Source organism: Alteromonas gilva, from assembly GCF_028595265.1.
GTDB classification, from domain to species: Bacteria; Pseudomonadota; Gammaproteobacteria; order Enterobacterales; family Alteromonadaceae; genus Alteromonas; species Alteromonas gilva.
In genome coordinates, this window is the sequence record NZ_JAQQXP010000004.1 from 17,635 (window position 1) to 30,160 (window position 12,526).

Consider the following 12,526-nt stretch of genomic DNA (forward strand, 5'->3'; position numbering starts at 1 on the left):
ATCAATCGGCCCATCCAATATAAAATAGATTAAATATTGTGCTTAGTACATAACATTTGTTATGAAAACAAAGTTCAGTCATATTAATGGATTAATAGGGAATCTAGCTAACTGCGGAGCCTATTAGGCATGTTGTCATTCGATAAGCGAAGTGAGATAAAACAACGCTATTATCTTAAAGCATAGTTTCAATATTAAACATTCTACCTAAGAAGGAACTAAATAATGTCATTTATAAATCTATTTGAAACAGACCCGCAAATTAAAACAATATTCATCGAGTATGGTGCAGACAGCAGCCGTTCAGTGTTTGGTCAAGAATTTGAAGGATTAAGAGTCAAAGGTATCACCACTCCGACTAAAGAACAGGTTGCACGACTGGTGTCGCGCATTGAGTCTAGAACCAATCTCAGCGATACCAGAATTGAGAATATATTGCTATCCATAGAGAAGTTGACATCTGAGGAAAAAGGGCTGGTAGTGGTAGGCAGCAAGGTCTTTGTATTAGATGATCAAGAGTATGTACACCCATACTGGCAAATCTTTGCAGTCGTTATGGTTGCAGTAGCAGTCTATTATGTATCTCGAAATTACGGTGGTGCGCATCGTGATTTTCGTCGAAACTGGATTTTAGAATCAAACAATTATGACGAGAACAATGCAATCGAAGTTTATAGGGTAGTACCTGTGCCAATGGATGAACTTGAAAGTAAGTAATTAGATACCTCGACTGATAAGGCGGGGAGTATACACCTTAATTTGTTAACGCCTTAATTGGATTGCCCAATAGTTTAGCTCTAGCTCTACTATCGGTTGTGCCAATTAAAGGCGGGGTTAATTCATTTTAATCCACTGCATCCATAAAATGAGCAAGCTTAAAATTTGAGGCAGAAGTTTCCGAAAGTCTGATCCAATCAAGGGTTTCGACGTTCACCATTGCTTCTGGTGGCAAATCAGAGTTTTCAAATGTGTGATCGTATTGGCCCTCGATGACCTCGTATAACACTCCCTCATTCTGGTAGTAGAGTGACAATGACTTCGGCTTGTTGTTAGCCAATCCGACAATTTTTCTCGCTTGTTCCGGTGTCATTAAGCTTCCCTTTATTGTGCTAATCCGAGTGTATCGTAAATGCCTTGCCAACTGAGTTGTGACTGCTGGGTTTATCTATCTGGAACGTCTCTAAATCATGCCGGATGTTTGGCTCTAGCAGGTGCGCGAACATTTCAACATCCTCATTTCCAGCATCAAGCCAATCATCCATGGTAATGTCTTGTGGTAGCATCATTGGGCTTGCTTTTGTATGAATATCTTTCAGTTTAGGGTGGGGCGGGAGAGTGATGACAGAGCATCCGGTAGTGACCTCTCCAGTGTCTTTGCAGATATAGTCACGGCATAAGCCTGCAAATGCTATGGCGCAGTCCTTGGCCACCATGTCATGGTAATACTTTGGCACCTTCTTTTTGCCTTTATATTCAAATTCCGTTTCACCAAACCCCCGGGCAGGAATAATGCACCTGCTTTTCCTATAGGGGTGGTACCCGGCAGAACGCGGCACATTAAGTTTGTCATAGCGAGTGTTAAAGCTGGTGTATCTTGACGGTTTAAATCCCTTTTCAGATGGCTCCAGCAATAACCACCAGGTCGCTGTCTGCAATACCCGTTTACCTTCTTGCTCTCTGACTATTTGGATTGGGCTGGCGGCCCTGACAAACCGGTTCGGTTTAATAGGCTGAGATTGGATATCGATTCCAAGTCTCGCCAAAAGTCCAACAACCAGGGGGTCATCTGTTACGTTCAATCTACCACACATTTCATTTTACCTGTGTTTGCATGTCATTAAAGCCGCGTCAGTGATAACCCACTATAAATCCGTTACCAGTAAATCATCAAGCACCGGCTACAAAAGCCATCCTGATGCGCGAACTCTGCGTTGCCATACAATTCGATTAACTGAAACAACTGTCCAGATGAGGCAAACATGATCACGTATGAAGCTCGTGTAGCGAAAATGAAAACCCCCGGAGATGCAGAAAAACAGATTCTACTGGCAAAGAAATACAGTCAACGTTTGCGCACCAAGGCTAAATCGCCAGGCCTTTCTCTGACAGAGAAGCTGGCCATAAATCAAAAGCACAAAGAAGCTGAAAAGGTGCTACGCCAATTGCGCCTGAACGTCTTTGACTTAGAAGACATGCTGACGGCAAATGCCACCAGCAATACACACTAAATTCTATTCACTGAATAACTGAGGTACGCCATGGCGCTTCAAATCACCACCTTCAACAGCAGCGACGACGTGGAAGCGTATATCAAGCAGCTTGCAGAAGCAGGGCTTCTTTACCATCTCGAAGATGATCCGACCGACATCATCTGGTCTGTGCCTGTGTCACAGGAAGACATTGAGGTCATGGTCAAAAGTCAGGAGGCACTATGGGCCTACTGCAGACAGGCTGATATTTGCCCCTTCGAATACATCCTGAAATACGACGAGCTTGTTGGCAGATAGGCCTATCTATTTTGTGGCGCGGTTACCGGCCTGCCTTAACCTGTCTTCAAGTTAAACAGTTCTTTTTTAGGAGCGTCCCATGGATACATTACACCCCGGTGAAATAGTTAAACTTAACACCGCCTGTATCTGGAATCAGTGTTCAGGCCTGATTGACCGCTGTGAAGTCCAAGCTGAGCTCGTGATTGTCAAAATGCCCGGTGGTGAAAAACTGGCCTTTTTACCTTCTGAAGTGGAGCTTTACTAATGGAATACCATCAATGCTGCGAGACACCAAATATTCAGAAAAACCAAAACGCAAACCGCGATAAATGGCTTCAGTGCAACAACTGCGACCATTCAACTAACTTGCCAGCTTATGCTTCAGAAGGTGAGTACATAGCCATTTGGAATGAGGACTTCAAGCCAACCTATGAGGAGCTTGCTGCCAAAGTGGCGGAGCTTGAAGGTGAGCTTGATGTATTTCACTGCATTGTTAGTGAATCACAGGGCGTTGCAGGCTACCACCTCAATGGCGACATTGCGACGTGGGACGAACTTTTACAATGCTAAGCATAGGAAACGTTGTAATGATTTATCAGATTCAATACATGACTGAAACGTCAAAATGCAACAAAGAGCCATTTCAAAAACCCCTGCGCTGCCTGGAGCGATATGACTCGGTAAAGTCATTGCGTGACGCTCTGGATGATAACTCTATCATTCTGTTTGACGCAGTGACACAGGCAGTCATCACTTTTGGGTTAACGTACACTAGCGACGTGTTTAAGCATGTTACTCAGGCTATTGGTGCAACACCTGACGACTTGGCCAGAAGTACCGCATTGCTAGAATCAACGGAAAACGGCGCACTGGGAATGGATATCTTTTATTGCCGAATTCTGGTTGAAGCTATCCACCAGAAGGAAGCGGCACTCAAAGCCGTCGTAAGCAAAGGTTTGAAAGTGGGGCAAACCTTCAAAGATATCAGTCTATCCCTGACAAATTTCTCTTCGGCTGTCATTGAGTCCATTGATGCTAATGGCCGCGTAAGATTGCTTTGCAAGAAACGCGGCTCTCGAAATCGATGGCCGGTAAATCTACCGGCCACGCATTCCGTTTTGATGCCCCAAATCAAGCCCGGTGGATAATGCAAACTTATTCATTTACCGGGGCTTCACATGAACTCACAAGCACAATTAGCCAGTACTGAAGCGCAAGGTGACCTATTCGGTCTTCCTGCCACAGATATACGCCCAGTCGCTCGTAAGCGTCCTCTGGCCAACGTCTATGACTGGCAGTCAGCCTTTGAGCGCAAAGTAACTGCCAGCGCCCAGTCAGACATGCTGCAAGCAACCAATACAGCGCCGGTTATTACCACCTACAAATCGGGCGCCTGCAACCGCTCTGATGTGCTTGGCTACATTCAATCTGGATCCGCCATCGGCGTTTGTGTCATGGATACATCCAAACCAGTGAGAGCCATTCTTGGTCAATACGCTACTGACAACGGTAAAATCTTTGTCGATAGCGGCGCTTTTCGTGCTTTCATGGCACAACAAAAAGATCCCACGGCCCCGGACATCGATTTCGATACCGTTTTGGAGCTGTATCACGACATCATTGATGCAAGCCACGCACCGGCCAACTTATTGGTCGTCGCGCCGGATTGCGTCGGTCTGCAACAGCGGTCCTATGATTTGCTTGTGGAATACAAGCGTGAGCTCAACCTGCTTTACCACAAAGGTGTGCAAATCATGGTGCCCATGCAAAAGGGCGAGCTGAGCGTCAGCGATCATTACCGTCGATGCGCCGCGTTGCTGCCATTTGACTTCGTAGCAGGCCTGCCGTCAAACGCAGAAGCCTTATCACCGGCTGAAGTCAGAGAGTTTATGCGGGAATGTCAGCCTCCAGCTGCACACTTCCTTGGTTGCTCTGAGCGAGATGTCCTGCATATGTGCTTGCATGACTCACCCAATACCGTGCTGAGCTGTGACGCAACGCAATTAAGAAAGCACCTTGGTAAAGGCCGGCTAATGACGGAAATGCAGCAGCAGATTCTGTCTGATTCACTGACACACATTATTGATGGTCAGTCACTGACGCACATCGGCATCGATGAGCGCTTTGATGAGACAGACTTCTTGGGCTATCTGTCCCTTGAGCTGGAACGCTTCTCTAACGCTCAACGTAAAGCGCTGTGTAAAGCGTTTGACTGCTCACCCAGGTCATTGTATCAGGCAGTCGAGAGCGATGAGCTGTGGACGTTCCTGAGTGAGCATTCCTTCGGACAGCCGGAGAGGGTGCTTCAGCAGTTCTTTATGGAAGCCTGTGCGAAGCAAATCAGCCCCAAAGTACGATCTCATGTTGTAGCTCAGCTGGCTCAGTCCAATGTAATTTAACCGCTAATACAGTTAGCCTAATCGCAATTTATTTATTTTATTATTTTTTCAGAAAATTCCATTTGCCCCTTGCGGGTATGCGCCATTCCGATGGCATGTACAGTCAAATGGAGATCCCATGAAAAAAAAGAAACTTGTTAACATCGCTGCAGCAACACTCACGCTAACTTTCATACTTCTAAGGATGTGGCTCCCTGACATAGAGCTCCCTGCCATCTCTATTCAGGTCCTTATCGACCTCTCATAACTCTGAACGGCACAGGACGTGCCACCTTTTGCGTCCAATCAGTTGCGTGAAAATCGGCTCACCATACCGTAGGCGGAACACTTTCAACAAAGTAGAACGTCATGATCCCAGTATCGATTGAAAAGAGAAAGCAATACCAGGAGCGAGCCAGGCTCAAGCAACTTGCCAAAATCAATTCACCTGAATACCAGGCGAAGCAACGAGCAAAGGCAGAGGCGGCATTCAAACGAAAGTTGGAAAAAGCCAAAGCAAAGTCCCAAGAATCCTATCCGGTCAAACCGAGCTTGCCTGCCAGTAAGCCTCACAAGCATCGTAAAAAGCTAAAGTCCAAAGGCATGGTCGGAATTAGCCGCAACAAATCAGAGATTGAGCTGCATGACAAAATGGCCAAGCTTGGCTGTATTTGTTGCATCAATCAGGGCCTAATCTCCCCCTTTAGTGGGGGCCCGGTGTCAATCCATCACTTTGACGGTAGAACCAAAGAAGGCTGCCACAAGAAGGTACTTCCGCTTTGCGCCTGGCATCACGATACGCCCATCCCGACCGATCACCCATACATTGCGCAACATCCCAATGTATTCCCTATACACGCAAAGGGAAGTGTAGGAGGGAAGGTTCCATGGGAAAAGGTGAATGGTAAACAAGATGACTTGCTTTTAGAGGTCTTGGGTTACCTTGGAATTGCTACGCTCAATTAAAATTTACACACATCCAACTAATGACCACCAACAAGGAATAAAGCATGAAGCATCTAATGTTTATTTTGATATTGGTTCTGTGCGGCTGCTCATCCCGCACCATTCCAATCAAGTCAGACGTGGAATACTCAGACATCATCGAAGCCTCTGAAGAGCTTGAAGCCGACGGCCTGTCCTATTACCAGTGCGTTGAGCCTGCTATAGGCGAGCTGATGCAGGACTATCTGGCCATCTGGTATGACGCTATCGAAAATGGCGACACCGTGAAGTCAAACATTGACTATACCCCCAATACGTTCACCTACCTTGGGAACAAATCTTACTACGTGTATCAGTTTTACATGGACGCTGACCGGCAGCTCAAGATTGATGATTTGAGCCTAGACCCATATTCCCGTCTGGAGAGGCACCCTAAGAACGCCTACTGCACGTCATGCAATGATTCTGGCTTTCCTGACTTCATCTTGAGCGCCCATGAATACGTGGCTGATGAATTAAATGACCTGCTCGATGACGGCACCTGCGCCGCGTATCTGGAGCAAAAGCGCTGGGAACGCTAAAGGTCAGTCACTGGCATCCATTCACGGGGGTCCTATCCGATTAGTGGCGGGAATCCCCGCCTTTGCGATCATAGCCACATCTTAATTCACTGAGCAGCAAACCATGAAAACCGTTACTTACAGCATTACAGAATCCGAAAAGGAACAGCTTGTAAACAGAGCAGACAGCATCACTAATCGCCTGCTTAAAGCCTTCACAAGCAATCCTGATCGCTACGCATTCAAGACCGAGGAAGAAGCGTTAAAACGCTACCTTGAGATGGGTGCCCAAGAAGCGATGTTTGAGCGAATCGAAGCGGATGGCTTGGCGCGAATCACTAAAGAGCTTGATGAGTATTTCACGTTTGCTGACCACGCTGGAGACATCTACAACCCCGAATGCAACCCAGACATTCCAAAGGATGAGCTGAAGAAGCAGGAGCGACGTGAGCGTGCACGCTTCAATCGTCAGGGCGTTCACTACCACTCACTGTTCGTTATGGGAGTGCAGGAAGATAGCATTGCCGGATTTGTCGGTAATGATTTTTACGGTTCTGGCTATGAAAGTGATTTTTACAGGACAGCCGTAGAGAAGATTCAGGAATCTTACCCTGAGTACATCCAGGCTATGCGAGCAGCATTAAAAATTTAAAAGGCGCAATATTTATGAGCAATCAAGACCCAAGAGAAAGCATCGTTTTGGAAACCACTGACTGTGCCAGCGTCGATGACGTGTCACGGTCTGACTATGACCGGATAGAGGATCACTTTATCGCCGTTGCCAATAGTCTTATAGAAGATAGCTCGCAGATAGAGCATCTAAGGGTCAGTGGCTTCACCGTGCTGGCAGAAAAGCTGCAACGCTTGGATGAGGCGTCCAGCGCTTATGACTGGAGCCGGGAAAATCTTTAACCGCCAGAGCGCCTACGGGCGTTTTTTTTGCATGCATGACGCTACTTCTGTGTAATGTCACTAGATTAACATCTAGCTTCACGACCCCAATACCCAACTGGTCATTCTGTAGCGCCAATCCAGGCTTGCCGTACTATGAACCCATCTAAACAAACGAGCCAGAAGTATGAGCTGCCAAGGTACACAACTAGGAATGTTCGACATCAATGGCGTAGATAAACTGTCTATGGAATCGGTTGAAAGTCGAGAAGCGATTATCCGGCACTATGCAAAGGATCCCCGGGCGTTGTTCTTTATATCTCACTCGGGAGGCCGCGACAGTCAGATTCTGGCTATAACCGTCCAGCGCCTGGTGCCTGCCAATCAGATTATCTATGTTCACGCCCATTTGGGTGAAGTCGAGCACGATGGAGTGCTTGAGCACATAGAGCGGTACAAACCGTCCTTCACCCCATTCTATGTGGTCGAGAACGAGCGCCAAGACTTCTTTGATTTAGTGCTTTTAAGATTTCGTTTTCCTAGTGCAAGAATCCGGCTTTGCACTTCTACGCTCAAGACTGGCCCTATCGATAAGTTGATCCGCAAAGTGATGAAAGAGCGCGGCGCAACGGTGGGCTTTAACTGCATCGGTATTCGCGCCGAGGAATCCCGCCAACGCGCAATGAAAAATCCTCTATGGGTAAACAAGCGACTGACCATAAAGTCAAGGACTGTGTTTGACTGGTTGCCAGTATTCCATATGAAAGCTGATGGCCCGGAAGGTGTTTTTGCGGGTATTAAACAAGCCGGTCAAGAACCTTTCCATATCTACGGCAAACGCAACATGGACGGCACGCTGGTAGACCCTAATGAAGTGGTTAACACCCGAACTAGCTGTCGTTTCTGCGTTTTAGGGAACAAAAATGACATCGGCAACGCTGCTACCTGGTATCCCGACCATTACGCCAAAATCGTAGCCCTCGAGCGCGTCACCGGTCATAGCATGTTTTTCAAAACCGTGAAGAAGCAAGGTGTTCCTGTTTCGGTTGTTGAGAAAGCCGGTGTCCCGGTTGACGAAGTGGCGGTACGTCGTCATATGAAAACACTCGAGGCGCGTCACAAGGAGCTGCTGGCACGCAAGGCTGCTGAAGAGGCAGAGAAGGCGGCCAAGAAAACTGCCAAGACCAAGGGAGCAAAACAAATCGATACCCACACCATCGAGATGTTTGGCTGATTAGTTGCCCGGGTTGCTTTCAGTGGCAACCTATACACCGTTATCACTTACAAGGTTTACATACAATGACTGACAATACAGATATCACTTTTGAACAAGCCAATCCTATTGCTGACCATTTCTCTAATGACCATTGCAGCGAGGAAACTGCCAACGAGGCACGCGCTGGGAGCGGCTGGAATGCCCTTATGGCGTATGCATCCAAAGCCTATGGCAACGTTGACCCGGAGCCGGTAGAGCAGGGGATACGCGATTTACTGGGTGATTTGCAGCACCTGTGCAATTCACTGGGTTTGGATTTTGATTATTTGTTGGAACGTGCCACCGGGACATTCCGTGACGAACTGGAGAGCCCACTAGGATGAGCTACAAGACCCGCGAACATCTGCTGGCAGAAAATAAGAGCTTCAGATTGATATTGCAGAGATTAAAGTCACTCATTGACAGCGAAACGTTGTATGCGGATACGCACTATTCAGATGAGGAACTATTTAAAATCCGGAAAGCGTTATCTGATGTGGGTATTTGAATGGGGTGATGGCACAGAGCCATTAGGTAGCCGAATCACGCCTTTGGCTTTTCCAAGATACTCAACAAGGCCTCGCTAACAATCGAGGCTTTTTCACATCCGGGCAAAGGTATCCGGGAAAGTAATCTCACAGGCTGTCACAGGCTGACATTATACTCATAAGCCTTAGCCTGACCTTTTCAAACGGCTGCGCTAATTCTCGTTCATAGGATACTTATCCCATCTAAACGAGAAGGCATTAGCACATGAAATTACAGGCGCAAACCAACTCAGAAAACGACATTCCAGAATTCGGTTTAGTTGATCCATCCGAACTGAATGAGTTGATAGCAAGGTATTCAGAAATCTTTGATTTTCATAGCCACCCCAGCGTTATGGACTTACGAACCTATGAAGACCCTTCGATTGAATTTGTCGATGAAGATGGTGAATCCTGTGACGATGAATTCTCTCATTGGTCACCTTCAACAACCATTATTGGCCAGAACTGCGTGCAGATTGTTTTTACAAATAAGAATGATGGTACAGAACTTTTCTTTGAATACCGCAAAGCAGCATAAGGAGCTTTAGCATGATTATTGGCTTTCAGGTTATGAACACCCAAACCGGTGAACTCTGGAACGACCGCCCCAGCTTTGAAATCTTATCAGAGCGCACCGCTGTCAATGAATACAAAAACGCCCGTAAAACCAGCAAAGACTGGTCATTAACGCCTATCTTGACCGGTGACATTGAGGAACCTACGTTCGAACACGATTTGTTGAATACTGATGACCAATACAAGTGCATTGGTCTGCCACCTGACTCCTAATGACATCGAGCAATTACGCAACCTGGCTGCCCGTGATGATTTTCAGATGGTCATGGAGCGGGATACAGGCTTTGTCGTCAAACTTTACGAAGAAGTGGAAGACTTTGCAGGTGAACCATACAGCTGTAACTTGTTGGGCTTATTGATGTCGGCGCACCAAGCTGGATTTCGCATGGTGGAGTTCGATTCAGACGCGACAATCTTGGAAGACGTTCCGTCTTTCGATTAAACATCAGGCACATTAAGCTAAATCTATGTAGGCTGGCGGAGAAATTGGCGAAGATTATTCACCATGTTCTGATCTTTCCACCCGCCTGCTTTACCTGAAGGGTGTGGCGAATAAAACACGAGAGAAGTGTTTGGTATTATCTTCCCACTTTCAAAAAAACACTGCGCAATTTTACCGCACACCACGACTTTAGCCTTCTTGGACGCATCGAGGAAGATCTGTAGTCTTTCTCGAAAGTCGTTTAGTGCTATGACGCCTTCTGGCTTGCTTAGCACTTCATTCATTTCGTCGTTGTTACTGCACTTTTTGAGATCAAAAAGTTCCTCTGCATCTCTCGGAACCTTTAATGGATTAGGGTAAGCCTCGTATTGTAAAGGGTACTGTGAGCTATTGAGTAGTGATATCCGGTAGGGGAGTGCGGCACTATTAGCCACCAGCTCGCCTAGTGCTGTTTCATTGTTGAATAGCTCCCTACTCATGTTAATGCCTGTATCCCCAGCAGCAGGGTAGCCTTTTTCTAATTCGGTTTTATGAGGGGATTCAAGAATAAAAATAACGTCACTCTCTGGTTGAGTAACATCGCTCACTTTATATTTGTGGGGGGGCACAATATTATACTCTCCGTGTTTTTGTTTTGAGACACGCCATCGCTTCTTCAGTGTAACCTAAAAAGCAGGTTCTTGAACTAAACGTAAATATAGCAACCGGAAAGAGGGGGCGCACTGACTGCCCTTTCTATTTTCACTGACTGACATTCAATAGCGCTTCCCACTTTACTGCGTCAATTCTCAGGTAAGGGATAATAAGCTCATCTAAACACCTAGAGTCTAACCCGGTATGCAACAATCACTTTTTGAGTTCCGCGACGATATGGCCGCTACAGCGAGCCCTGCTTACCTTCCATTCACACAGGGCAATTCATTGCTGGTGGATGGGGTATTTGAATGCGAGGTTAAAAGCAGAAAAAAGATTCATGTCAGGCAAACTCGACCGGGCGATGCAGTATCGGTCTATCGCAACCTTAACAAGTACGAGAAACAGATGTTTTCAGTGATGCACAACAAAGGCGAACTTAAACAGCGTGTTGCAGGGTATGGGAAGGTCGTTGTGCTTAAGGCTACTCCTGAAAGACCACTTAGCGTTAAACTATCAGAATCATCTCGCCAGCGCGTTTTGAGAGAGCAAAGGAAGAATGTGCACGCTATGATTAAAGGTACATTCATAGACGTGTTCGAAAGGCCACTCACACTACGAGCGTTTAATGAGCTTGATACAATTACCTATAACCCTTATAAGGCGAAAGAGTTTTATCGGTTGAGTGATAACAAACACTTCTCTGGCGACTTGCCTTACACCTATGCCATGGTGTGCGGCTCAAACGTGTATTGCCTGTAGTAACAACCTTTAGGGCTTCTTAGTAAACACAACCGGTGACGAGAATTTTGCTTACCCTTTCCTAATGTCAGTCAGTGACCGGTGATTACGCCAGTGGTTAATATTTATTCAAACTGCGGCGTAAAATTGAACTTGCGATATCATTATTACAAGTTTGAAGGGTCGGAACACAGTCATGTTTTACTTATTTTTGAAATTAGTATTGGTGCCATTTATCGTGCTGGCTACGTTTGGTGAAGATGTAACTTGGTTTGCATTGTTTGTCGGTGAGGCTGCAGTTGTAGCGTTGTATTTTGTTGTGAAGAAGTTTTCCAAGAGCAAATTCCGCGTATTTTCATTAATGACCGCTGCTGCTCAAGTCGATGATGTCTTTAACTTTGGTTCAAATATAACCCCCTTGCAAGCTCAATCATTGCCAACACTGTTTGATTACGAGTAAGTTGGGGATATCTGATAAATTACCGTATGAGTTGGCAGTTATCAGGCGTTCGCGCTTATTCCAACAAGTACCCATTTTCCCTTCCGGGATACACTTAAACAATCCATTTTAAATTTGATTGTGTTAAGTGTGGAGGTATTAAGGAGCAGATATATAAAACCGGGCATTTGCACCCGGTTTGTTTATTAATTCAGAAAGCTTTCCAGCTTCTTGGTCGAGTCATTGACTGACTCCCTAAGCTTGTCACGATCAGCCTCGGTAGGGGCAACGCCCAATCTCTCCGCAGCCTTCATCAAAAACTCAGTCGATACTACTTTCATTGTCATACCTTCAGGCACTGACAATGTGGCCTTTTTCTCCAGTACCAGGTAACCCTGCTTTGTCAGGACAGCCATCAGTGTATCCATATACAATACAGTCTGCTCCGGGGAGTCGCCGCGTTCAGTCAACGCCTTGGCCAGGCCTTCCAGGTCAACCACCATTATCTTCGGTGTGTTTGGCTGACTTTCAAGGGCGTTGTTAATCATGTTTTCAACACCCTTGTAACCACCAAGCCCTACTGCACCGACAATTGCCGCGATAAGAATAAAGGGGATGGCTGAGTCCATTGCTTTTTTCAGGTTCAT

At 46.3% G+C, this 12,526-nt stretch carries 22 protein-coding genes; 18 read left to right on the top strand and 4 right to left on the bottom strand.

Annotation, left to right across the window (positions count from 1 at the left end):
- Nucleotides 1–225 precede the first annotated feature (225 nt).
- Complete coding sequence (locus OIK42_RS18855; RefSeq protein WP_273642692.1) at nt 226–717, top strand: hypothetical protein; 492 nt, start codon at nt 226–228, stop codon at nt 715–717.
- Nucleotides 718–844: 127 nt separating this feature from the next.
- On the opposite strand, the gene OIK42_RS18860 is transcribed toward OIK42_RS18855, so the two are convergent.
- A complete protein-coding gene (locus OIK42_RS18860; RefSeq protein WP_273642693.1) occupies nt 845–1,090 on the bottom strand; it encodes a hypothetical protein in 246 nt (81 codons plus the stop codon).
- Between the two features lie 19 nt (nt 1,091–1,109).
- Nucleotides 1,110–1,799 (bottom strand): SOS response-associated peptidase family protein, encoded by a 690-nt coding sequence (locus tag OIK42_RS18865; protein WP_374211884.1) that lies wholly within the window; start codon nt 1,797–1,799, stop codon nt 1,110–1,112.
- 180 nt (nt 1,800–1,979) lie between these two features.
- On the opposite strand from OIK42_RS18865, the gene OIK42_RS18870 reads away from it, so the two are divergent.
- From OIK42_RS18870 to OIK42_RS18940, 15 genes are all read left to right on the top strand, one after another.
- Nucleotides 1,980–2,228, top strand: coding sequence for a hypothetical protein (locus tag OIK42_RS18870; protein ID WP_273642695.1), 249 nt, complete (start codon nt 1,980–1,982; stop codon nt 2,226–2,228).
- Nucleotides 2,229–2,258: 30 nt separating this feature from the next.
- Nucleotides 2,259–2,507: a hypothetical protein gene (locus tag OIK42_RS18875; protein ID WP_273642696.1), complete on the top strand. Its 249-nt coding sequence runs from the start codon at nt 2,259–2,261 to the stop codon at nt 2,505–2,507.
- Nucleotides 2,508–2,586: 79 nt separating this feature from the next.
- Nucleotides 2,587–2,754, top strand: coding sequence for a hypothetical protein (locus OIK42_RS18880; RefSeq protein WP_273642699.1), 168 nt, complete (start codon nt 2,587–2,589; stop codon nt 2,752–2,754).
- The gene (locus OIK42_RS18885; protein WP_273642700.1) at nt 2,754–3,059 is read left to right on the top strand and encodes a hypothetical protein; all 306 of its coding nucleotides are present in this window, start codon (nt 2,754–2,756) and stop codon (nt 3,057–3,059) included. Before OIK42_RS18880 ends, OIK42_RS18885 begins: the two co-directional genes overlap by 1 nt.
- A 17-nt stretch (nt 3,060–3,076) precedes the next feature.
- Nucleotides 3,077–3,637 (top strand): hypothetical protein, encoded by a 561-nt coding sequence (locus OIK42_RS18890; RefSeq protein ID WP_273642701.1) that lies wholly within the window; start codon nt 3,077–3,079, stop codon nt 3,635–3,637.
- A gap of 30 nt (nt 3,638–3,667) precedes the next feature.
- Entirely contained in the window at nt 3,668–4,888 is a 1,221-nt protein-coding gene (locus OIK42_RS18895; protein ID WP_273642702.1) for a hypothetical protein, read from the top strand.
- A 348-nt stretch (nt 4,889–5,236) separates the two neighbouring features.
- The gene (locus OIK42_RS18900) at nt 5,237–5,833 is read left to right on the top strand and encodes a Ref family recombination enhancement nuclease (RefSeq protein WP_273642704.1); all 597 of its coding nucleotides are present in this window, start codon (nt 5,237–5,239) and stop codon (nt 5,831–5,833) included.
- A gap of 44 nt (nt 5,834–5,877) precedes the next feature.
- Nucleotides 5,878–6,393 carry a hypothetical protein gene (locus OIK42_RS18905; protein ID WP_273642705.1) on the top strand — a complete coding sequence of 172 codons (516 nt, stop codon included), beginning with the start codon at nt 5,878–5,880 and terminating at the stop codon, nt 6,391–6,393.
- Nucleotides 6,394–6,496: 103 nt separating this feature from the next.
- Complete coding sequence (locus tag OIK42_RS18910; protein ID WP_273642706.1) at nt 6,497–7,024, top strand: hypothetical protein; 528 nt, start codon at nt 6,497–6,499, stop codon at nt 7,022–7,024.
- A gap of 14 nt (nt 7,025–7,038) precedes the next feature.
- On the top strand, nt 7,039–7,284 hold the full coding sequence (locus OIK42_RS18915; protein WP_273642707.1) for a hypothetical protein: 246 nt from the start codon (nt 7,039–7,041) through the stop codon (nt 7,282–7,284).
- A 193-nt stretch (nt 7,285–7,477) separates the two neighbouring features.
- Nucleotides 7,478–8,497 (top strand): adenine nucleotide alpha hydrolase family protein, encoded by a 1,020-nt coding sequence (locus OIK42_RS18920; RefSeq protein ID WP_273642708.1) that lies wholly within the window; start codon nt 7,478–7,480, stop codon nt 8,495–8,497.
- 65 nt (nt 8,498–8,562) lie between these two features.
- Nucleotides 8,563–8,862, top strand: coding sequence for a hypothetical protein (locus OIK42_RS18925; RefSeq protein WP_273642710.1), 300 nt, complete (start codon nt 8,563–8,565; stop codon nt 8,860–8,862).
- A 409-nt stretch (nt 8,863–9,271) separates the two neighbouring features.
- On the top strand, nt 9,272–9,586 hold the full coding sequence (locus OIK42_RS18930; RefSeq protein ID WP_273642711.1) for a hypothetical protein: 315 nt from the start codon (nt 9,272–9,274) through the stop codon (nt 9,584–9,586).
- Between the two features lie 11 nt (nt 9,587–9,597).
- Nucleotides 9,598–9,837, top strand: coding sequence for a hypothetical protein (locus OIK42_RS18935; protein WP_273642712.1), 240 nt, complete (start codon nt 9,598–9,600; stop codon nt 9,835–9,837).
- Nucleotides 9,797–10,066, top strand: coding sequence for a DUF5983 family protein (locus tag OIK42_RS18940; protein ID WP_273642714.1), 270 nt, complete (start codon nt 9,797–9,799; stop codon nt 10,064–10,066). Before OIK42_RS18935 ends, OIK42_RS18940 begins: the two co-directional genes overlap by 41 nt.
- A 23-nt stretch (nt 10,067–10,089) precedes the next feature.
- On the opposite strand, the gene OIK42_RS18945 is transcribed toward OIK42_RS18940, so the two are convergent.
- Nucleotides 10,090–10,674 carry a hypothetical protein gene (locus OIK42_RS18945; protein WP_273642716.1) on the bottom strand — a complete coding sequence of 195 codons (585 nt, stop codon included), beginning with the start codon at nt 10,672–10,674 and terminating at the stop codon, nt 10,090–10,092.
- 229 nt (nt 10,675–10,903) lie between these two features.
- Here OIK42_RS18945 and OIK42_RS18950 point away from each other — a divergent pair, with 229 nt between their 5' ends.
- Complete coding sequence (locus tag OIK42_RS18950; protein WP_273642717.1) at nt 10,904–11,461, top strand: L5-gp82 domain-containing phage-derived protein; 558 nt, start codon at nt 10,904–10,906, stop codon at nt 11,459–11,461.
- A gap of 175 nt (nt 11,462–11,636) precedes the next feature.
- Nucleotides 11,637–11,900 carry a hypothetical protein gene (locus OIK42_RS18955; RefSeq protein ID WP_273642722.1) on the top strand — a complete coding sequence of 88 codons (264 nt, stop codon included), beginning with the start codon at nt 11,637–11,639 and terminating at the stop codon, nt 11,898–11,900.
- Between the two features lie 185 nt (nt 11,901–12,085).
- Here the strand turns inward: OIK42_RS18955 and OIK42_RS18960 are convergent, their stop codons facing one another.
- Nucleotides 12,086–12,526, bottom strand: a complete 441-nt coding sequence (locus OIK42_RS18960; protein WP_273642724.1) for a hypothetical protein — start codon at nt 12,524–12,526, stop codon at nt 12,086–12,088.